Genomic DNA, 20,855 nt, shown 5'->3' on the forward strand with positions numbered 1-20,855 from the left:
ACTGACACAAAAATCCTGTACAAACCTCTTTCCTTGGCGCTCTTGGCGTCCTTGGCGGTTCGTTATTTCATTATTGTTTGAAGCCAAAATACCGTATAAAAATAAATTTGCACATTTGGGATGCTCCCATTAAAACTCCTTCCATTGTAGGTAAGGGGGGAAAATCTAGTCTAATAATTCATTCTAGATTTTGAATGAATTCTTTTTCAAAATTTGCTAACAATCACTCAAGTAATAAGGTAAGGAATATGCAAACAACTGGTACTCAAAAAGACAGTCTAGCTTGGGTTATTCAAACATGGGCAGCTTTTCTGCTTTCTATTTCTATGACTACTTTTGGTATTGTGCATTTGCCAGTAGATAGCTGGGTAAAAGGCTTTATGGGTATGGGTTTGGCTTTTTCTATTGGCTCAACTTTCACCTTGGCAAAGACTACCAGAGACTTGCACGAAACTAGAAAATTAACCGCTAGAATCGACGAAGCAAAGGTAGAAAAACTGCTTTCACAACACGACCCTCTAAATTTCAAATAAATAGAATTAGAGGAATTTTAGATTTGAGATTAAAAAGTTCCAATCGCAAATGTGTTCCAAAAATATCATTTTCATTCTAAATTTTGACCGGAACAACAAAAACGTCTCCGGCTTTGCTCTCAATTCTGCTGTATAAAAAAATAAAAGGACTGGTACAGCCAGTCCTTTACTATATTCGTTTAAATTTTTTATCTTAATAACGGGATTTCTTACTCCTTGACTTTTGCTTTTTGCGTCGCCGTTCGCTAGCAGCCACGGCCTGTTCGACCGGATAACCGACTACAGGAATTACCTGATATTTGCGCTCTTCTTCTAACTTTTTGAGTTCAGTATAATCAACCCAGTGAATGCAATCAACCGGACAAGTGTCAATTGCTTCTTGGATAATTTCTTCGGCGTCCCCATCTTGGCGAATTACTCGCGATCGCCCATAATCTGGTTCAATGTAAAAGGTGTTACGCGCAACATGAGCGCAGTGCTTACAACCAATACAGGTGAGTTCATCAACGTAAACACCATTTTGGCGCAAAACTCCGCCCAATTCCGGCTCTAAACCAGAACGTTCTGGGGCATCCCGCAAAAAACCCCCTAATTCTGGTTCCAAACCGGAACGGTTTTCTTCTTGTTCTTCAAGCGACGGCAGAAAATCAGCCATTACGCACTCCAGCGTTGTACTACCAGGCGAATTGAACCATCTTCATTTTTTTGTTCTTCAGCGACTTGAAAGCCAACACGAGCAGTTTCTTTCATCACTGTTTGGTAAGCATAGCGCTGTGTTACCTGGCGTAAAAATCCATCCACAGAAAGATTTTGCTGCCAATATTGTAAGTCAGCTACCAGTTCGTATTCCTTACCATTCCATTTAAAGCCGATGTCATAGCCATTTTCCTGCTCAATGCTAACTTCCGCAGGATGAGTTAGACCCCGATAACCGCGTACTTCACGGGGGCCTGGCTTCCAGTCTATGCCTAATTCAGTCAGAGCATCTTTCAAAGAATCAAGGTTACGGATTTGAGTCTTAATTTGGCTAAAGTGTGACATGGTGGTTTGAATTAAATGAGACTAAACTACTGTGAAAACTTACCAATCGCTGTAAGTGTTTTGGGTATTCGCCACGTTCGATTGCTGTACTTTGGCGGCGAAGTATTCTGAGGTTGGCTCATGCTTAAGTACTTGCCCCAGCTGCGCCTCTATTGCTGCTGTAACCTCAGCGCAAGAAGCACCCACAATGCCAGTGACTTTTTCTTGTACCCGACCATCTGGATAAATTATGAACTCTAATGTCTCCATGCTCTTGGCCAACCACGATAAGTACATTTGAATTCTACTGCTTTAGCAGAAGGCTACAAATATAGCCATCGGAACATTTTTACTTAGATACAAACTTGCCATTTGTTAACCAATGTTCCATCTTCCAATATATATATCTCAGAATCTTTACAAAAATTATTAATTTTGCTATCACGTACATCAGTCTTTAGTTAGTCTCTCTTAACCTCTTTGATTAGTCAAGGTAATAATTCAGTTTGCTACGTAAGCAGCAAAAGTCTTCAAAATCAGCATCAGAGGTACTATAACTAGCCAAGTGAGTTACAAAAATATAAATTTTATTGAAAAAGTTTATCATTATCGTTAAGCTTGGCGATCGCTGAGGTGAAATTCACTGTTGTGTAGCCCGACAGCAAAACGGTAGAGTGCGATCGCCTTTCTAAACCTTTCAAGTTAGTCCTAAATGGATAACAGCAGTTAAAATTAGCACTAAAAATTGTTTACAAATATCTGCATAATAAGGCTTCAAGTATTATTCAGCAAACATTTCAGACAATGTATCTAAAACTAATCTTTGCTCATTGTCACTAATTTGACCAAGCAGTTTGACCAATCTAGCTTTATCTACTGTACGAATTTGGTCGAGAACAATCTGCCCATCTTTCCCTTGAAACTCACAAGCTATGCGTGTAGGATATGCCTGACCCTTTGTAGTCATGGGAGCAACAATGACGGTAGAAATATGCCGATTCATTTCATCTGGTGAAATCACTACACAGGGGCGCGTTTTTTGAATTTCACTCCCAATGGTGGGATCGAGATTAACCAAAAAAACATCAAAACGCCTGACTACCACTGCCATTCCGACTCATCCCAGTTGGTTGTATTAGCCTCATCTAGCAAAACATCATCCTGTTGTTCTGCCATTGCTGCAAAAGCTTCGTCCCACCCAACTCGTAATTTTGGTGCAGCACGAACAATTAAACGATCGTTATGAACTTCAATTTCAACCTCTGTGTGAATACCACTTTGCTCTAACAATGTTTTAGGAATACGAATACCTTGGGAATTGCCAATTTTCACAATTCGGGTTCTAATAGCTGAGCCCATATTTAAGTTGCTTTGAGGACAAATAGTAATTACATTGTATCTACGTTCATGACAATTCTTAAATGTAACCAAAAGCTAATTAATGTCTAGTGTTTGTATGTGCGATCGCTGTGAATACTATCATTAGTTACTTTACTTTGGAGCGAGTGTAAGCGTAGTAAACTAATTTTCTGAAGACTGATTTTAGAGGTGCGATCGCTCTGCATATTATCGCTTAAGCTGTCACCATTTCTGGTACTGATTCGGGGGATGCTGGCTCTATTGCGTCGGCTCTGTTGTGTTGTTAACGGACTGACTACTACGAAATGCTTCGAGTTTCTGTCGAATTGCTGCTTGAATCTTTTCGTCAAAATCGGGGTCATCTGGGCTTGCAATAATTGATTTTGGACGCTGATTTAACCTATCCAAGTATGCCTGAAAAGCAGCCTTATCTTGGCGGTTTGCCAAAAAGTATCGTTTCAATTCAGCATCACTCATGCTATCAAAATTCACTTGACTCATCAGCTCATAATTACATAATTTCTTCAGCCAAAAGTTGACCTTTGACCCGTTCATATTCATCTTCAAGAAGCCACTCTTGAGCTGCTTGGTAGTCGGGGTGAGTTACTACGAGTTTATAGTTAGATGCAGGATTAAAAATACGACAAGTGCCGTCTTGAGCGCCAATTAGCATGAGAATCTTAGGCGGGAAAACAACCGGATCGACCCAGAGTTCTAGAAATTTCCAGGTTTTAGCTTGTTCTGCGAGGGCTGGTGCGTGGGATTGCATGATACTCACCTGTAGTTTTCACAATTTTAATCTCGCCGTAGTAAAGTGGAATTTGGCTCCCGTCTGCTTTCATTATGTAACCGATCGCCTCTGGAAAGTAGAGTCCATATCGTTCGTAATCATCCTCTTCATCGTCTATTCCGGTTCGCTCTCCCTCTGCAATGATAGCCTGCGTGACTCGTTCCAAGGTTTCACGATCTTTGAAAACATGCGCTCTGCCTTCTCTTCGGAGCAGTCGTTGGACTTGGGGAGTGTTCGGCAAATGGCGATCGATAAGGCTTGGTCGGGGATCGGGAGTGAGATCTCGGTCAATTCCGCTCATGAGTTGGGCGATCGCACGTTATCTCAGAACCGCCATTGTCAGCGATTGTACTGCTTATAATTGTTAAACTCAAGCTGATGTATAACGAATTGGGCAACAAATGATTTACATCTTTTAGTCTGATTTTAGTGCTGCGAGCGCTCTGGCTACTATTGCTTAAGCTGTCACCATTTCCGGGATTGAATCAGGGGATGCTGGCTCAAAATGTAACACCATAATTTGCTCTGGGCGTAAACCGATAGATTCGTATGTGCGGCCGTGGCGATCGCTAAATTCAATCTCAAATGCAGCACCGCCAGCTAATAACTCGACTACAGTACCAACTTGACCGCGCCAGAGATTGTATTTAGGTAGGTCAACTATTAGTGCTACTACATCCAGCAACTTGATTGTACTTTTAGTCATCTTCTATCCGGCAAGGCGATCGCTTTTGGGCATTAATTTAGTAACACAAATAATTATCACTCCATGCGTTCGGGTCAGCATCTTCATAAATTTTTGTACAGGTTATATTTGGTATAGAGTTAGCTTGTGACCATCTAAAGTTAATTGGTGATGCCTCTGGTAAGCACAAATAATTATCACTCCAAGCGTGTGGGTCAGCATCCTCGTAAATCCTTGTGCATTTCATACCGGAAATTACTCCAGCTTGCGACCAGCGAAGACCAAAATCTCTGTCTGCACATAAGTAATTATCACTCCAGGCGTGTGGGTCAGCATCTTCGTAAATTCGTGTACATATTCGTCCTGGTATAGAACCCGCTTGTGACCATCTAAATGCTTCTTGTCTAGCATGTGTTTGTGACTCTCTGTAAGCCCGACCACCTTTAGTTGATACTGCTGAATAGTAAGTGTCTGCCACACCGTTACAACTAGCTCGTAATGGTCGCGTTACGATCGTCTTGAATGTTCTTCCACATTCATCTAGTAACTCATTATGAAAACGTCTATCACAAAGATCTTTAGACTGATTCAACTCTCCATAGCATCTATCATGATTGTCACAAGCAGGTTTAAAATTAGCCCCTGTTGGCGCATTAGGAACTAGTCTTCCAAGACCTGTATCATCTCCACAACCATTTACAACATTATGATTAGCTCGACTCGGCCGAAAATCTAGTGATAGTAAACCACAACTCATAATAAAAGTTATAGAAACTCTAAAAATCCTCACAATAGTATCCTCACATTTTCTTAGATGAAGGCTTATGATATCCAGAAAATATAAGGGTTACTGGTTCACAAGTATGTAAAAAAAATAATAATTTACACTCATATTCTTCATCCTGGTGGTTGTGGTGTTCGTAGTCCTCTAGATTTTTCATGCGATGCTGGGTAAAAATTTGTTCAGGCCTAAATAACTCGGCAATAATTTGTGGAGAAAAAACGGATCTATTTAGTAGAAGAAACCAGGATAATAACGGATAATTAACCTCTATAGCTTTGAGCTATCAGCTATCAGCCGCCATTTACAAGCCGGAAGCTGAAATGCATAATGCTAAAGGCTTTTGAATTAACTTAACTAATTGACTATGAATTCCGAACAAGTCAAGAATTCTCTAAATATTTCGTCAGCTATCCGCGTAGGAGTACTGGGGTTTGGGGGACTAGGACAAGCTGCCGCCAAGCTGCTTGCTGGCAAACGCGAAATGATTTTAGTCGCAGCAGCAGATCAAAAAGGCTACGCTTATGCCGCTGAAGGTTTAAATACTCAAGAATGCATCGCTACGTATCAGTCTCAAGGTTCGGTGGGTTATCTAGAGCCAGTTGGGACATTAAGCAATAACAGTATTCAAGATTTAATCGCTACCAGTCAGCCTGTAGATGGGTATTTTCTGGCTTTACCCAACTTACCAAATGATTTTATTCCCTCTGTTGCCAAGCAGTTTATCGAATCGGGTTGGCGGGGTGTGTTAGTGGATGCGATTAAGCGCACCAGTGCTGTGGAACAATTACTGGCAATGAAAGAAGAACTGGAAGCAGCCGGAATTACCTACATGACAGGATGCGGTGCTACCCCTGGACTGTTAACCGCCGCTGCCGCTTTAGCCGCCCAAAGCTTTGCCGAAATTCACAAGGTAGAAATTACTTTTGGTGTAGGAATTGCCAACTGGGAGGCTTACCGCGCCACTGTCCGCGAAGATATCGGCCACATACCTGGTTACACAGTGGAAACTGCTAGGGCGATGACTGATGCTGAGGTAGAAGCACTATTAGATAAAACTAATGGCGTGCTGACTTTAGAGAACATGGAACACGCTGATGATGTCATGTTAGAAGTAGCGGGAATAGTGGGACGCGATCGCGTTACTGTTGGTGGTGTAGTCGATACTCGCAACCCTAAAAAACCCCTCAGCACCAACGTTAAGGTCACAGGACGCACCTTTGAAGGGAAAATTTCCACCCATACCTTTACTTTGGGAGATGAAACCAGCATGGCAGCTAATGTCTGCGGCCCCGCTTTCGGCTATCTCAAAGCTGGCAGACAATTGCACCAACGCGGCATTCATGGAATATTTACCGCTGCCGAAATTATGCCCCAATTTGTCAAATAACAAATCTTAAGTGTTGACGGTTAACAGTCAACCTAAAATCCCATCTCTTTTTAGGGATGGGATGAAATTAGCTCTGTTTTTTGCCTTTTTACTTTTACCTCGATGAAGTTTATAAATCGTAATCTCCGGTAGATTCTGACAGTTAAATTTCCAGATGCTTGAGAACACCTACAACAAGGTGAAGCGATACCGAAAGCGGTCTACTAATTCATAAATTCGTCCAGAACCCTGTCTGGTTATACCTCATATCCTTGCCCCCTTGTCCCTTTGTCCCCTTGTCCTCTTGTCTCTCCACCTCTCCTGTTCCTCCCATAACTAGGGTTTTCACTAGGTATTTTTTCCTACTTTTGGGGGGGTTTTCAGGGTAACAAGTACCCTAAAACTACAAAAAATCCTGAAATCTATATAAATTAATGGTTTCATCTATCCACATCAGGCTACAACACCTTAGAATGATTCATTGAAAAGTCGAGCCGATGGGATGTACAGCCGTTTTGAGTAAAAATACTCCCAAAGGATGATTTTTGTATTTCTAACAACAGAGATTTCGGTACAGATGTATCAACATACATCCGTAAAAAAATCTCAAGTAAACTTAGGAGTTTGACATGAACAAAGGTGAATTAGTTGATGCCGTTGCTGAAAAGGCTAGCGTTACCAAGAAACAAGCCGATGCAGTTTTAACTGCCGCACTGGAAACGATTATTGAGGCGGTCTCCTCTGGCGATAAAGTAACGCTGGTGGGATTCGGTTCTTTTGAATCACGGGAACGTAAAGCTCGTGAAGGTCGCAACCCGAAAACAAATGAAAAAATGGAAATTCCGGCGACGAAGGTGCCTGCCTTCTCGGCAGGGAAGCTATTTAGAGAACGGGTAGCACCCCCAAAATCATAGGCTCTGTTTCAGGAAACCTTTTTTTGATGCGGCAACCAGCACACGGGGGAAATTTAGCCTGGGCAGCAGCACTGGCTGGCTGTCCCCCTGATGCTATTCTGGATTTTTCTGCTAGCATTAGCCCTTTGGGGCCACCAAACAGCGCGATCGCTGCCATCATGTCCCAAATTGGTAATATTAAGCACTATCCAGACCCTAACTATAGTGAACTGAGACTAGCTCTCAGTCACTTCCATCAATTGCCGCCTGAATGGATTCTGCCGGGTAATGGCTCAGCAGAATTACTTACTTTAATAGGTAAAGAATTAGCTCAACTGGCGGCAACAATTTTAATAACTCCAGCCTTTGGCGACTACTACCGAACCTTAGCAGGGTACAAAGCTAAAGTGCTGGAGTTTCCTTTGTCATTAGTCGCTGGTCAAGAGTCATTGGTTATTAGTCCTTTGTCATTAATTCTTGACAATGGACAAAAAACTAAGGACAAAGGACTGTTGCTGAACAACCCGCATAACCCAACAGGCAAGCTATTTTCGCGGGACTCGATTTTGCCCTACTTGGAGCAATTCGCCTTGGTAGTGGTGGATGAAGCGTTTATGGATTTTGTACCGCCCAATGAGGAGCAAAGCTTAATTGGGGTGGTGCAGGAATATGCGAATTTAGTAATATTGCGATCGCTGACTAAATTTTACAGTCTCCCAGGACTGCGACTGGGATATGCGATCGCTCACCCCAACAGCCTGTCTAAGTGGCAGCTATGGCGCGACCCCTGGCCAGTAAACACGCTAGCGGTAGCAGCGGCAATTGCGGCACTCCAGGATGAAGAGTTTCAACAGCAAACCTGGACATGGCTACCACCTGCACGAAAACAACTTTTTCAGGGTTTAGCTAAAATTCCTGGATTGCAACCCCAAGCAAGTGCTGTTAACTTTTTACTGGTTGAGTCTCAAAAATCTACTTCGCAGTTACAGCAAGAATTACTCAAACACCATCACATTTTAATCCGCGATTGCCTTAGCTTTAAAGAACTAGGCGATCGCTTTTTCCGGGTTGCTGTACGTGAAGAGTCTGATAATCAACGCCTACTCACAGCGCTCAATGAATGGGGAGTAGGGACTGGGGACTAGGGAGGCAGGGGAAAAGGTTAAAGGTTAAAGGGAAAAGGAATAAATTTAATCTTTCCCCTTTTCCCCTTTTCCCCTTACCCCTTTCCCTTTCCCCATGCCCCATGCCCCATACCCAATGCCCAATGCCCAAATAACAAATGACTATTGATTACGATGTCGTAATTATTGGTGGCAGTCTTGCTGGATACAATGCTGCCCTTGCTGCTAGCCAACTACGTGCTACAGTTGCCTTGGTGCGACCCAAAGTAGACTATGGGTTTATTCATCATTACGCTTTGAGCGAAATTGCTAAACTGGCACAAAAATTGCGTAATGCTGCTGGCTTTGGTATTCATGCCAAACACGCTGATACCTCACAAGAGTGCCACATATCTCTGGCATGGCAGGAAGCGATGCTGTATGCTCAAGCCGTTGCCTCAAATCTCCAAGACCAATATTCTCCTGCCATTCTCGCGGCGCAGGGAGTCGATGTCATCGTTGGCGCTGGGCAATTTCAATCCTCAGCCCAACTGGGTTTTGTTGTTAACAATAGGTTATTACGCGCACGCACCTATTTGCTAGCTAGTGGTTCGCGTCCAGAAGTTCCTGAAATTGAAGGATTAGAAGCTACAGGCTACGTTACGCTAGCTAACATTTGGCAATGTCTAAATAAAGCGTCCTTACCCAAAAATTGGGTAATTATTGGCGGGGTTCCCCAAAGTATTGAAATTGCCCAAACTTTAGCGCGATTTGGTTGTAATGTGACGCTGGTAGTCAACTATTCCTACGTTTTACCTCACATTGACCCAGAAATAGCTATACTCCTGCAAGCACAGTTGGAAGTTGAAGGTGTGCGCGTCCTCACGAAAAAACCAGTGACTCAAGTCAGGCGAATTGATGATAAAAAATGGCTTCAAGCAGGAGATAAAGCCATTGAAACTGATGAAATTTTAGTAGCGACTGGACAACAGCCAAATCTTGAATCTCTAAATTTGGCAGCTGTAGGTGTGAAATGGTATGGGCGTCGTTTAGTGGTGAATGAGAAACTACAAACCACTAATGACCGCATCTACGCTTGTGGTGATGTCATTGGTGGTTACGATTTTGTAAATATCGCTAATTATGAAGCGAAAATTGCTCTGAAAAATGCACTATTTTTCCCCAGATTAAAAGTAAATTATCGCTGCATTCCTTGGGGAATATTTTCAGTGCCGGCGATGGCGCAAGTAGGTTTGACTGAGGCACAGGCAAAACGCCAATTTCGGAGAGATGAATTTTTAGTTTTACGACAATATTTTAAAACAGTAACAGCAGCGCACCTCCGGGATGAAACCACGGGGATGTGTAAATTAATTGTCCTACGCAATGGCGAAATTTTAGGAGCTTCAATATTAGGTGCAGAAGCTGGAGAATTAGTTAATTTGATTGCTTTGGCTATGTCTGAAAAAATTAAAATCAAAGATTTAGTAAATTTCTCTCCGGTCTATTTAAGTTTCTCAGAGATTGTGGAACAAATTGTCAGAGAGTGGAGGAAACAAAAGTTAAATAGTAATCTTGCTTTGCAAGAATTTCTAGAAGGTTTGTTTCATTTTCACCGCAATTGGAATTTGTGAATTAGTCATTAGTGATTAGCCAAAATTTGTAATTAATTACGAATTATTAAAACTTGCATTACTACCCAAACTACTGCTGCCGCTACCAATGGTACGCTGAGGTTATCTGTGCCGTGGGGTGAGACTGCTTCAGCTAAAGTCGCAAAAGTAGCAGTTGCGATCGCTGTCAATAAAGCCCATCCTAAAGTAAAAGGGATTGCTAGGGGACTAAGAAACGAACCAGGAAGCAGCAACAGCACTAAGAAAATCGCTACTGTACTCGCTACAAACATCGCTGCTGAACCTTCCCAAGAACGCACAGAATTACCTACTTGATATTTATGCTCCCCGAAGCGCCTACCAATTAATGCTGCTAGCGCATCACCCCAAGTCATAGCCATGACACCAGCTACAGCAATTGGAACGTTATCTACAGGACCACTTGGTCGCCACAGTAAGCCAAACAGTAATGTCACGGAAATAGCGAAATAAACTGTACCAGGCGAACTATCTTCGGTATCCATTGCGCCAATAACCCGGTAGCGGTAAAACAGGTAATTGAGGGCGATAAACGTAGCAAAAGGTATGATTCCGATTTCCCAGCGCTTAAACAGCAGCAATACGCCGAAAACCCACATTCCCGCGCCAACATGAATTACTTTGCGAGTCAAATCCGGTTTGACGCCAAACACCTTACGTAGTCCCTCGCCAATAACGAGTAAACTAGTTGCGTATGCGTAAGAAATTACTAACCCGATAATATCGTTGTTTGTCATTGGTCATTGGTCAACTGTCATACTTTTTACTTAAGCGATCGCTATTTTCGTTTCAAGTTCTTTTCTATTAACGAAACGCTACCAATACCTTGGAGAATACCACGTCCGATTAAACCTAAACCACGGCCTATAATTTGGGTCAAAATGAAAACAATACCGCTACCTAAAAATGCTACGAGTGATTTTAAACGGGGTGCGATCGCATCACTAAATTCTAAAATCAGTGTGACGAATAAAGGAATATTAGAAAGTTTTGCTAATTCCTGATTTCGAGGCGCATAAATTGAAGTTTTAGCAATACCGCGAGGGGCAATTACAAAGATTTCGTAGCGACTTTCAAAAATTGCTTTAGCTTCATTAATATAATTATTATAACGATATTTCCATGACAATTCGTTTCTAAATCTTTCAATCTCCCTTGTGGAAATCAATCGGGTACTATAAAAATTTTGCTTAATAATTTCTACATCTGCTAAAGAATTCAGTAGTGGTTGCACGACTCCATTTGCTACCTGAATCAAAAAGTTCTCCAAAATCATTGCTGCTTGGTTTTTTGCTTCGATGCTGACCGCTGCATAGGAAGCATTATCAATATACATTTCTGTTTGAAATAGCAGATAACTATACAATTCAAAAATTAAAGGAATTTTATTGAGAATTTCTGTCTGCACAATTTGAGTATTTTGCAGCAAAACATTTACAATTTCTATATTTTGTTTACCTAATTTAATCAAAGAAAATTTACCGAAAAAATCTGTTACTGCTGCTTGCCATAAATCAGTAATTAAGGTGTTTTTTACTCCAGATAATTGACCGATCTCAATTTCAGAAGCCCGCAATTCGTCTAATTGTTTAGCCAGTTTTTGCAAAATCAAATAAAGTAATTCTCGCTTTTTTTGTTCGCGCAAAATGTCAATTTCTAAAGAGATATCTGTAACATTTTCTAAAGAAAATTGAAGTTTAGTAACGCAAGATGCAAACAAAGCAGATTGTAACGCTGCTGTGGTTAACAGAGGTGGCGGCATTTGAGTTTGTTGAATAGCACTACTCAATGAAGCACTTACAGGCGGCTCGTCAGCAACCAAAATATTGTCTTCTTGCCTTTCTTGTGGCGCAACCAGCAATTGACTGAGCAACCAACGAGCTGCTAGCAGTTCTCTTCGCTGTCCAGCCAGAATTGCGCGATCTAATACTGGTATTCCAGGTACTTGTAATTGTGCTGTTACTGCCGCTAAGGTAGCGTTAATGTAAGCAATTCCTGACAAACGTAAATTATTTCGCAGTTTGAACAGAGGGAGTGGCGAATGCGTAGAGACGCGATTTATCGCGTCTGTTGTCTGGGTTTGGTCAAACCAGTAAGAACCACCGCCTGCAACTTGTTGCATGGCGATGACTAGCTCAGAAACAGGCGTGCCTTTGGAAGAGTAGCCATTTACACCAATTGATTTGGCAGCTAATAGTAATCCTTGTTCTTGAATAGAACTGAGTAGGAAAATTGGTAAGTTGGGGTACAAGGCTCTCAGTTGCCGACAGAATTGCAATCCTAGCTGCTGACTGCTGCTACGGCCATTACCTAATTCCAAAACTACCAAATTCACTTGGTTAGGGTCTTGTTCGGCAATTTCTACTAAAATCTGCAAAGCAGCCGTATAACTTTCTACAACTGCCGTAATTTCCAAGTCAGAAATTGCTTCTAGAGCTACCCGTAATCCCAGACGAAAAATCGGGTCTTGGTCGATTAGCAGTAACTTTAAAGGGCGATCGCTCATAGTCTGCTCAAATATACAAGTACTGTTTTTTACTAATTAAAAAACAGTTTTGATACAAAACTTTGCCTTACCCATTGTGACTTGTTTTCGCAAACTGAATAAATCGATCATAATTGCCATAGCAGCCTTCAGCTTGTAATTAAATGAACCTGAGTATTAGGCACTGGTTGGCAGAACATAATATCGCAATCGATGGAATCAGCGGATTTTCTGCGGGGCAATTGGCGGGTATTGCCTACCGTATTGTTGGGGATATGGAAGTCAAAAGTCTGATACCTTTTGATATCTGTACTTTGGTAGAGATTTTAGAACTACCCTTAACTATTGTTTACCAAGAAATCAGGGTTATTTCTGAGTTGACAGCAAGCTTGTTGCGTAGCCTCAGCCAAAAAAAACCTTTAAAACGTAACGAAGGCACATGGCTAGCCTTTCAAATTGCCTATCTCGAAGCTTTGCAAGCAATTTTAAAGCAGGAATCAAGCTTGCACAAACCCTGGTTAGACCGAGGAAGAATACTTACTCAACCAAACATCCTCCAAGATCCCCAACTGCAAGGACTACTGAAAACTCTCAGTCCTGGTAAATTGACTGATACTCAAGCCGAACAAGCACTGTCTTTACTTGCTGACTCATTACTAATACAACAAATAAATAATGCTGCTATAGCTTGGTTGGTTACCAATGGTGCAGAGGAAGCTGAAGCTAAACTCATAACACAGCGTTTGCTAAACTCACTTCCTGGTCATTTGTTGGTAGTAGTTACCGAAAATGCTGCCCCTTTAGCCCAACTGCAAAAATTTGTCCGGCTGGGAATTTCATCAGGTAATTCTACGGTAAGCGATAAAATTGACTTGCACCGAGAAAGTTACCGAGCAAGTTTAATTAAAAATCTGAGTGTACCATTGCTAGCAGAATCTTTTGGTTTTAAGGATATTTATGCAGCACAAAAAGGCTTAATAGTAGAAGAAAATATTTCCGAACAGGATAAAAAAACTCTGGGGCCAGTTGATTTGAAAGCATGGGCACAACAACAGCTAACCGATTTAGAAACCATCGCTGTTATTGAGTCAGAAGCGGGTTATGGAAAAACTAGTTTTTGCCAACTTTGGGCGGCAGAAGTAGCAGAAAAACTTTACCCTGATTGGATGCCGATACTAATTAGATTGCGAGATATAAAATACGGCAAAACTTTTACTGAAACTCTCAATTCGACTTTTAATATTAATCTTTCAACTTGGTTAGAACAAGAAAATCCTCGCTGTTTGTTGTTGCTAGATGGTCTCGACGAACTACCGCCTTCTGTTTCAGGTATAAGAGCAAAAGCAATTTTTATCCAGCAATTGCTAAATTTTCAGTCGCAGCATAGCCACAAAATTGTGTTAACTAGTCGGTCAAAGGCATTGCAGGAAATCGATCCAGAAGTATTGCTTTTATGCAAGCGAATTACTATCCAGCCGTTTGATGTGGAAGAACTCAAACAATGGTTTCAGCAGTGGACAAAAGTACAATCGTTGCCGATCGCTCAAAATTTCTTTACTTTTTTAAAACAGGCGGGGTTGTTTGGAAAATCAAAGTTTCCAGAATTGTCTGTTTTTGTGCGTCAACCTTTAATGCTGCATTTATTGGGCATTTTGCACCGTGAAGGGCTGCTAGATGATGAGTTATTGCAATTAACTAGCAAGGCTCCTTTATTATGGGAAATTCATTATCGCTTGAGTCGCTGGTTGTTAGGTTATCCGTTAACAGGTGGGATGAAAACTATGCTTTTGCGATCGGGATTTGCTCATATTCACCGGACTCCAGAAGCGATCGCTAATTTACTCGGCCATCGCCATGCGGAAGATTTACTCGAACAGATGCAAGCGAGCGCTTTGAAGATTTTACAATCACAGCGTTATCAAATCAATGCGGAATCGAAGGATTTAGCAGGATTTTATTTTGAAATAAGGGATTGGGAAAGCTCACGCAGAGGCGCAGAGGCGCAGAGAGGAGTTGAGTTTTCGCATATTAAGTTAGGAGAATATCTTTGCGCGGAAGCTGTTGCTGGTAAGTTGAAATTGTTGACTCAGTACCGAGATGGAGATTATGGGACGCTTAGTTTTGTGGTTGATTCTCCCGGTAGCGTAGCCCAACATATTTATAATTTACTGGGTTATGGGATACTAAATGAGGAAATTGAAGAACTGGCGATCGAAGGATTACGTAAAGAGCAAAAAGATCGGTTTTCTTTTGAAGTTTTGTTTCAACGCCTTTTGTCTTTCTGGCGTGGTTACTGTCAAGGACGTTGGTTAGATGAGGGAATAGCACACAAAGCTTTGACTAATTTTCACGCATTACAAAACCCTGTCAATGTCGAACAGGTAAATGCTGCGGTAGGATTGAATGTTTTTTTATTGCTTTGTGCTTGCTACCAGCAAACAAAAATTTCTTTTTGGCCTTGTGGCAATCCAGTAAATTTAACAGAATTTAATCCAGAGGCGTTAAGTTTGCTGATTGCTAGGACAACTGTTTTACACAAAAGTGCTTTCACAAGCCGAATTAAGTCTTTGGCTGGACTAAACCTATCAAAAGCCTCTTTATTGCAAGTAACGTTAACTCAAATAAATCTTGAGCAAACAAACTTATCTAATGCGGAATTAATCGGAGCGAATCTCGCAGGCGCAAATTTTCAACAGGCGAATCTCACAGGCGCAAATCTTCAACAGGCGAATCTCGCAGGCGCAAATCTCCAACAGGCAAACCTCACAGGTGCAAATCTTCAACAGGCAAACTTAATGGGGGTAAATCTGAATTTTGCTAATCTCATTAATGCTTGCTTATTTGACGCTATTCTTAGTGAGAGCGACAAAAAATTAGCCGCCGATAATGGTGCTTTGTTTGCTAAAGAATCATTTCCAAAACTAAAAAAATCGCGATCGCCTACGGCGGGGCGTAGCCCATCGCACCAACCCTTATCGAACGCTAAAAAAATTACCTCCAACACAGATGTTAATTGGAACCATCCCGCAACAATCGGACTAATTGAAAGCTGCGAAGGCACAATTGTACCAGTAGATTTATATGATGATAACGCAGTTGATGAAACTGTTTTTGGTAATAATTCTATTGGCGAATAGGGCATTGGGCATTGGGCAAGCAGGAGGTGTGGGAGGTGTGGGAGGATGGGGAAGAAATCTTTCCCCCCTCTCTCCCCACACTCCCCACACTTCCTTGTCTCCCCTGCCCCCTGCTCCCTGCCCCTCTGCTCCCTGCCTCCCCATGCCCCATGCCCAAATTAACTTTCTTCTGAATTACGGTAACCATAAAAGTTAATACTATAGTCAGTAATTCGCACTCCTGTTTGTTCTTCGATTTGGCGGAGAAAATCTTCTGGGAGTTGTACGTGAACGTCGAGAATTTGATTTGTATCTATACAATTGACATGGCTGTGAGAATCACTAATATTGCCGTACAAACGCCCGTCGCAGCGTTCGATACACTCGATGATTCCTTGACTTGATAATGCTTCTAAATTTTGATACACCGAAGTATGACCGATTTCTTTGCCTTGTTGGTTTAAGCGATCGTAAATCTCTCTAGCAGAAAGATGTTCGTTTGCTTGCCAAAGTAGTTCCAGAATAAAGCGACGCTGGCGACTGACACGCATACCCAGTATTTGACAACGCTCTAGCGCATCTTCTAGGGAACGAATTGGTCTTGTGGAAATTGTTTGTTTTTGCATACAGCTTATTAACTGTTAGGGAGTTTTCCCATCTCAATGTTTATGGTTATTCAATATATGCAAGGTTATTGCACACAATTTTTATACCTGTACTTGTGTTTTGGCTTTTGATGCTGCGGAAGTTACAGGTTGCAATAATGATTTTTTTGCTTTTGATGCCTACTTTGCCAGACCTTAATCTAAAACAAACTCATTACAACTTTAGCTTAAAAATGCGATCGATGTCCACCTGAGAATAGGCATTGCCTTGACAAAATACACTTATTCTGGTGGGATGCCATATTAATGATGTAATAATTTTTGAGTTAAAGGTGTGTAATTATAGCAGGTGTGAAAGTAATATTTCAATTGAGCAACATTATGGAGTGAGTGGCGATCGCTAGACATTACAAGTTTTATGACTGAGGACTTTTTTGCGGAATGTAGCATCAATGGCTCAAAACTGCTACTGTGTATTCTCGATCCTAGAGTTGAGCATAAAAAAAGTGGCTGCTGAGTCAAAACCAATTGCGATCGCACTCAATAATGAATTGATTAACAATTTAGATCTGTCGCCTGCATCAGTGGCGATCAAACAACTGCTGCAAGATGGGATTGCGTCCCACGAACAGCAGCTACGATTTGATATCAATTACGACCTCGAACCTGGCGATCCGCGGGAACTCTCAGAAATTCCAGAAATCCGGCTGTGGTTTGTGCGTCTAGATGCCAAATACCCGTGGTTACCATTTTTACTAGATTGGAAATCTGGAGAATTTGCTCGTTATGCCGCCATGCTAGTACCACATCAGTTCAGTTCGCAAGAAGGCATACAGTACAATCCCGAAGCCTTAGAGATATTTTTGATGCACAAAATCTTTATCTTAGATGATTGGCTCAAACAGCAAGGCATTCCCAGCTTATCCCGGCTGAAATCTATGGCACAAATGCTTGGCTATGAATTAGATGATGGTTTTTTTGAGATATTTTGAAGAATTCAGAATTCAGGAGTCAGAATTATGAATTCAGGACTGCTTGAAGTAGGGGATTAGGCAAAAAGTTTTACCCTACTAAGATTACATATTCCTAGCGATCGCTAGAAATATGTAATCTCTTAAGGCTGCACCTGAAGTTAACACAGAAACAACTTATGTGTTTATACGTAATTAATGAGTTATAATTCTCGACTCAATCCATTCTGAATTCTGAGTTCTGTTAGCGCAGCGGGGCGTAGCCCATTCTGTATTCTTCTTCAACCACCCCAAACTTTCTCTAAAACAGTCTTTGGTGAAATATCCGCCGTTTTGCCCGTTGGGGATTTAATGGCAAGGAATTTATCATTTTTGGGCAATAACTTAGCTGGATCGGTGGGGCCAAAGAGAGCAATGGTATAAGTTTGTACCGCAACGCTGAGTTGTAGTGCTGCACTATCAGTAGACAAGAGCAAATTTGCGCCGGCAATCATGGCAGTTAACTTGCCAATATCGCTTGGGGCAGTCACCTTAACATCTGGAGAAGACCGCAGAAGCGATCGCACAAACTGGTCATCTTCAGCCCCCTTGATCGCCACCACAGGCAGATCGGGCTGCTTGTGTTGAAAATCTTGGATAATTTGCTCCCAGTTCTCCACAGGATAGATTTTATCCTGTTCTTTAGCTTGAGATAATTGCTCAGAACTGCCATGAATCAACACATAACCTGTTTCATGTACCCCTAAGCGTTTTTGTTCTTTTTGTGCCCACTCAATATCTGGTTTTGGCACATTTACTGCTAACTCTGGTACAGGAGTATTGATACCCAAAGGTTGCAGCAGCTCGTGATATGCCGCAGCACCATATTGGGATGGTTTGAGCGGCACAGCCTGGGTTAGAAAAATCGAACCCTTGCCTTTGTAGCCAATGCGTATGGGAATTCCCGTCAACCAAAGTAAAAGACCAATCGACCAACTTTGCCCAACAGCAATGGCAACATCGTACTCGCGATCGCGAATTGAGCCTACCAGGTTGCCCCAATCTGCCAAACTATTACGGTCTTTGAAATCAAAAGCCAGTACCTCATGAACTGACTTGCTGACCTGGTAGGCGGCCTTTGCTTGGGGTTCAACAACGACATCTATCTGAGCGTTTGGGTAATAGCGCTTCAGGTCATCTAGAGTCGGAAAGAAGAGAATTTGGTCGCCAATCCCGCCAGGTACAAGGGCTACTACTCGCATAATATTTATTGACGCTTACTCGCTCCTTATTTTAGGGGAAAATATATAGCTTAAAGATTGAGGAATTCTGTGTATTTACTAATTCCCGCTGCCGGAATCGGAAAAAGAATGGGGAGTAACCGCAATAAACTCCTACTCCTCGTGCGATCGCAACCAATTATTGCTTGGACTTTGTTAGCCGCCCAAGCCGCCAGTAAAATAACTTGGATTGGAATTATTTCCCAACCGACTGACTGGCCTGATTTGAAAGCAATTCTCGCGGATCTCAAGCTCACCAAACCAGTGGAATTTATTCTCGGTGGCTCCACCCGCCAAGAGTCCGTTTACAACGGCTTACAGGCGCTCCCAGCGGATGCAGAACAAGTTTTGATTCACGACGGAGCCAGATGTCTGATTACACCAGATTTATTTAATTCTTGTGCCCAAGCCATTGGCGAATGTCGCGGTTTAATTGCTGCGGTGCCCGTCAAAGACACCATCAAAGTTGTCGATGGACAAGGGATAATTCAAAGTACCCCCGACAGACAAAAGCTGTGGGCAGCACAAACTCCCCAAGGATTTGATGTCAAATTGTTGAAACAGTGTCATGCCGAAGGCGTGCGCCAAGGTTGGGAAGTAACAGACGATGCCGCTTTGTTTGAAAAATGTGGCATTCAAGTCAGAATTGTCGAAGGCGAAGAGACAAATTTAAAAGTTACCACCCCCCAAGATTTAGCGATCGCAGAATTTATCCTCACAAGCAGGGGTTTTTAAAGGACTGGGCATTGGCAGAGGTAGGGGGCAGAGGGGCAGAGGGGCAGAGGAGAAAGAACTTGTACAACAACTCTCCCCTGCTCCCCATCTCCCCATCTCCCCTGCTCCCCTGCTCCCTAATTTTGAGATTGCCAAAATATTTTTGACATTTTAGGATATGATCCCAGAGACTTGTTGATTGTTAGTTGTGATTTGTCATTCGTCCTTTGCGAACAACTAATGGCCAATGACCGATAACTAATGACCAATGACTAATGACTATTGACTAAATGATTACAGCCACAGCGACTAAGATAGAAGCGATTCTCTATTTAAAGGGTAAACCCTTGTCGCTCGGCGAAATCGCCGAGTATGCCGCTTGCGATCGCGCCACTGTTAAGGAAGGCATCATTGAACTGATGGACAATTATGCCCACCGAGATAGTGCCCTAGAGGTAGTAGAAACCCCAGATGGATACAGTTTGCAACTCAGGTCTGATTTTCACGATTTAGTGCAAACGATGATACCAGTAGAATTGGGTGTAGGTGCATTGCGAACTTTGGCGGCGATCGCTCTTAATAATCCCATACTCCAGAGCGACTTAATTAATTTACGAGGTTCAGGCGTATATCAACACGTTCCAGAACTAGTAGAACTTGGTTTCGTCCGCAAGCGGCGAGACAGCGATTCCCGCTCCTACTCGCTGCAAGTAACCCCCAAATTTCATCAATATTTCCAAATCGAAGAACTTCCGCAAATACTTTCTACCAGCCAAAAGGAAGAACAACTAGAACTAGAACTCAACGGAGTGGGAAGTGGGGAATAGGGAATGGGGCATGGGGCATGGGGCATGGGGCAGGGGAGACAAGGAAGTGTGGGGAGAGAGGGGGATGGGGGAGTGTGGGGAGTGTGGGGAGTGTGGGGAGAGAGGGGGGAAAGATTTCTTCACCATCCTCCCACACCTCCCACACCTCCCACACCTCCCACACCTCCTGCCTCTTCCAATGCCCAACGCCCAATGCCCAATACCCCCTCCTCTTAATGACTTATACCCGTGGTGAATGCGCTACCCTTGTTCTATGGTTTAGAGTAGAGTTAGCAATTAAGCTAAATAAAACTGCCAATGGTGTTTAATCCTGACTTTTTGAATGACAACTCTGAGGAACACCCTAATCAACTTCTTTCAGATAGTTCTGAAGAATACCCCAATCAATTACTCAAATACTTACAACATCAGTCTCCTGATGTTTTAGCCAGGGTCGCCCAGTCTGTCAGCCCTGAAATTAAACAAATCATCTCGCAAAATGTCCAAGGGCTAGTGGGAATGCTCCCGGCAGAAAATTTCAACGTACAAATTACAACAGACCGGGAAAACTTAGCTGGGCTTCTAGCATCTGCTATGATGACGGGTTATTTTCTGCGTCAGATGGAACAAAGGATGCATTTAGAACAAAAGTTATGAGTAATGAGTAGAGAGTTGAGAATTATGAGTTAGGAGTTTTGGAAAATTTTTAACTCC

Annotated in this window: 25 protein-coding genes; 11 read left to right on the plus strand and 14 right to left on the minus strand. The window is 42.3% G+C overall.

Features of this window, described 5'->3' with window-relative positions; translation table 11 throughout:
* Window positions 1–248: 248 nt before the first annotated feature.
* Window positions 249–533: a YiaA/YiaB family inner membrane protein gene (locus NSTC745_RS10130; protein WP_096535431.1), complete on the plus strand. Its 285-nt coding sequence runs from the start codon at window positions 249–251 to the stop codon at window positions 531–533.
* A gap of 193 nt (window positions 534–726) precedes the next feature.
* Here NSTC745_RS10130 and NSTC745_RS10135 read toward each other — a convergent pair whose 3' ends face one another.
* The 10 genes from NSTC745_RS10135 to NSTC745_RS10180 form a co-directional block, all read right to left on the minus strand.
* Window positions 727–1,188: a ferredoxin gene (locus NSTC745_RS10135; protein ID WP_445637041.1), complete on the minus strand. Its 462-nt coding sequence runs from the start codon at window positions 1,186–1,188 to the stop codon at window positions 727–729.
* Window positions 1,188–1,574 carry a DUF1257 domain-containing protein gene (locus NSTC745_RS10140; protein WP_445637042.1) on the minus strand — a complete coding sequence of 129 codons (387 nt, stop codon included), beginning with the start codon at window positions 1,572–1,574 and terminating at the stop codon, window positions 1,188–1,190. Before NSTC745_RS10140 ends, NSTC745_RS10135 begins: the two co-directional genes overlap by 1 nt.
* Window positions 1,575–1,613: 39 nt before the next feature.
* Window positions 1,614–1,823 (minus strand): DUF2997 domain-containing protein, encoded by a 210-nt coding sequence (locus NSTC745_RS10145; protein WP_096535434.1) that lies wholly within the window; start codon window positions 1,821–1,823, stop codon window positions 1,614–1,616.
* A gap of 511 nt (window positions 1,824–2,334) precedes the next feature.
* Window positions 2,335–2,664 carry a type II toxin-antitoxin system PemK/MazF family toxin gene (locus NSTC745_RS10150; RefSeq protein ID WP_445637043.1) on the minus strand — a complete coding sequence of 110 codons (330 nt, stop codon included), beginning with the start codon at window positions 2,662–2,664 and terminating at the stop codon, window positions 2,335–2,337.
* Window positions 2,652–2,912: an AbrB/MazE/SpoVT family DNA-binding domain-containing protein gene (locus NSTC745_RS10155; protein WP_445637044.1), complete on the minus strand. Its 261-nt coding sequence runs from the start codon at window positions 2,910–2,912 to the stop codon at window positions 2,652–2,654. Before NSTC745_RS10155 ends, NSTC745_RS10150 begins: the two co-directional genes overlap by 13 nt.
* A 258-nt stretch (window positions 2,913–3,170) precedes the next feature.
* Window positions 3,171–3,413: a DUF6887 family protein gene (locus NSTC745_RS10160; protein ID WP_445637045.1), complete on the minus strand. Its 243-nt coding sequence runs from the start codon at window positions 3,411–3,413 to the stop codon at window positions 3,171–3,173.
* 10 nt (window positions 3,414–3,423) lie between these two features.
* Entirely contained in the window at window positions 3,424–3,681 is a 258-nt protein-coding gene (locus NSTC745_RS10165) for a hypothetical protein (protein WP_445637046.1), read from the minus strand.
* On the minus strand, window positions 3,644–4,003 hold the full coding sequence (locus tag NSTC745_RS10170) for a DUF6972 family protein (protein WP_445637047.1): 360 nt from the start codon (window positions 4,001–4,003) through the stop codon (window positions 3,644–3,646). The genes NSTC745_RS10165 and NSTC745_RS10170 overlap by 38 nt, the downstream gene beginning before the upstream one ends.
* Before the next feature lie 156 nt (window positions 4,004–4,159).
* The gene (locus NSTC745_RS10175) at window positions 4,160–4,408 is read right to left on the minus strand and encodes a DUF4926 domain-containing protein (protein ID WP_445637048.1); all 249 of its coding nucleotides are present in this window, start codon (window positions 4,406–4,408) and stop codon (window positions 4,160–4,162) included.
* Between the two features lie 37 nt (window positions 4,409–4,445).
* On the minus strand, window positions 4,446–5,177 hold the full coding sequence (locus tag NSTC745_RS10180) for a phospholipase A2 (protein ID WP_445637049.1): 732 nt from the start codon (window positions 5,175–5,177) through the stop codon (window positions 4,446–4,448).
* Between the two features lie 358 nt (window positions 5,178–5,535).
* Between NSTC745_RS10180 and bioU the strand changes: the two genes are divergently transcribed.
* The 4 genes from bioU (at window position 5,536) to NSTC745_RS10200 (ending at window position 10,167) form a co-directional block, all read left to right on the plus strand.
* Window positions 5,536–6,558: a (S)-8-amino-7-oxononanoate synthase BioU gene (gene bioU / locus NSTC745_RS10185; RefSeq protein ID WP_445637050.1), complete on the plus strand. Its 1,023-nt coding sequence runs from the start codon at window positions 5,536–5,538 to the stop codon at window positions 6,556–6,558.
* A 608-nt stretch (window positions 6,559–7,166) separates the two neighbouring features.
* Window positions 7,167–7,451 (plus strand): HU family DNA-binding protein, encoded by a 285-nt coding sequence (locus NSTC745_RS10190; RefSeq protein ID WP_015111786.1) that lies wholly within the window; start codon window positions 7,167–7,169, stop codon window positions 7,449–7,451.
* Between the two features lie 26 nt (window positions 7,452–7,477).
* A complete protein-coding gene (cobD, locus tag NSTC745_RS10195; RefSeq protein WP_445637051.1) occupies window positions 7,478–8,575 on the plus strand; it encodes a threonine-phosphate decarboxylase CobD in 1,098 nt (365 codons plus the stop codon).
* Between the two features lie 137 nt (window positions 8,576–8,712).
* Window positions 8,713–10,167 (plus strand): dihydrolipoyl dehydrogenase family protein, encoded by a 1,455-nt coding sequence (locus NSTC745_RS10200; RefSeq protein WP_445637052.1) that lies wholly within the window; start codon window positions 8,713–8,715, stop codon window positions 10,165–10,167.
* 32 nt (window positions 10,168–10,199) lie between these two features.
* On the opposite strand, the gene NSTC745_RS10205 is transcribed toward NSTC745_RS10200, so the two are convergent.
* Together NSTC745_RS10205 and NSTC745_RS10210 are read right to left on the minus strand one after the other, a co-directional pair.
* Window positions 10,200–10,922, minus strand: a complete 723-nt coding sequence (locus NSTC745_RS10205) for a diacylglycerol/polyprenol kinase family protein (protein WP_445637053.1) — start codon at window positions 10,920–10,922, stop codon at window positions 10,200–10,202.
* Window positions 10,923–10,963: 41 nt separating this feature from the next.
* Complete coding sequence (locus tag NSTC745_RS10210) at window positions 10,964–12,691, minus strand: DUF3685 domain-containing protein (RefSeq protein ID WP_445637054.1); 1,728 nt, start codon at window positions 12,689–12,691, stop codon at window positions 10,964–10,966.
* A gap of 143 nt (window positions 12,692–12,834) precedes the next feature.
* Between NSTC745_RS10210 and NSTC745_RS10215 the strand changes: the two genes are divergently transcribed.
* Window positions 12,835–15,807 (plus strand): pentapeptide repeat-containing protein, encoded by a 2,973-nt coding sequence (locus NSTC745_RS10215; protein WP_445637055.1) that lies wholly within the window; start codon window positions 12,835–12,837, stop codon window positions 15,805–15,807.
* A gap of 158 nt (window positions 15,808–15,965) precedes the next feature.
* Here the strand turns inward: NSTC745_RS10215 and NSTC745_RS10220 are convergent, their stop codons facing one another.
* Complete coding sequence (locus NSTC745_RS10220; protein WP_445637056.1) at window positions 15,966–16,412, minus strand: Fur family transcriptional regulator; 447 nt, start codon at window positions 16,410–16,412, stop codon at window positions 15,966–15,968.
* A 485-nt stretch (window positions 16,413–16,897) separates the two neighbouring features.
* Between NSTC745_RS10220 and NSTC745_RS10225 the strand changes: the two genes are divergently transcribed.
* Complete coding sequence (locus NSTC745_RS10225; RefSeq protein ID WP_445637057.1) at window positions 16,898–17,383, plus strand: CRR6 family NdhI maturation factor; 486 nt, start codon at window positions 16,898–16,900, stop codon at window positions 17,381–17,383.
* 260 nt (window positions 17,384–17,643) lie between these two features.
* Here the strand turns inward: NSTC745_RS10225 and NSTC745_RS10230 are convergent, their stop codons facing one another.
* A complete protein-coding gene (locus NSTC745_RS10230) occupies window positions 17,644–18,603 on the minus strand; it encodes a glycosyltransferase family 9 protein (protein ID WP_445637058.1) in 960 nt (319 codons plus the stop codon).
* Between the two features lie 69 nt (window positions 18,604–18,672).
* Between NSTC745_RS10230 and ispD the strand changes: the two genes are divergently transcribed.
* The 4 genes from ispD (at window position 18,673) to NSTC745_RS10250 (ending at window position 20,798) form a co-directional block, all read left to right on the plus strand.
* Window positions 18,673–19,356 carry a 2-C-methyl-D-erythritol 4-phosphate cytidylyltransferase gene (gene ispD, locus NSTC745_RS10235; RefSeq protein WP_445637059.1) on the plus strand — a complete coding sequence of 228 codons (684 nt, stop codon included), beginning with the start codon at window positions 18,673–18,675 and terminating at the stop codon, window positions 19,354–19,356.
* Window positions 19,357–19,625: 269 nt separating this feature from the next.
* Window positions 19,626–20,162: an SMC-Scp complex subunit ScpB gene (gene scpB, locus NSTC745_RS10240; protein WP_445637060.1), complete on the plus strand. Its 537-nt coding sequence runs from the start codon at window positions 19,626–19,628 to the stop codon at window positions 20,160–20,162.
* Window positions 20,163–20,165: 3 nt separating this feature from the next.
* A complete protein-coding gene (locus NSTC745_RS10245) occupies window positions 20,166–20,378 on the plus strand; it encodes a hypothetical protein (RefSeq protein WP_445637061.1) in 213 nt (70 codons plus the stop codon).
* An 81-nt stretch (window positions 20,379–20,459) separates the two neighbouring features.
* Window positions 20,460–20,798, plus strand: a complete 339-nt coding sequence (locus tag NSTC745_RS10250; protein ID WP_096535455.1) for a DUF760 domain-containing protein — start codon at window positions 20,460–20,462, stop codon at window positions 20,796–20,798.
* Window positions 20,799–20,855: the final 57 nt, after the last annotated feature.

This window comes from Nostoc sp. DSM 114161 (assembly GCF_052692665.1).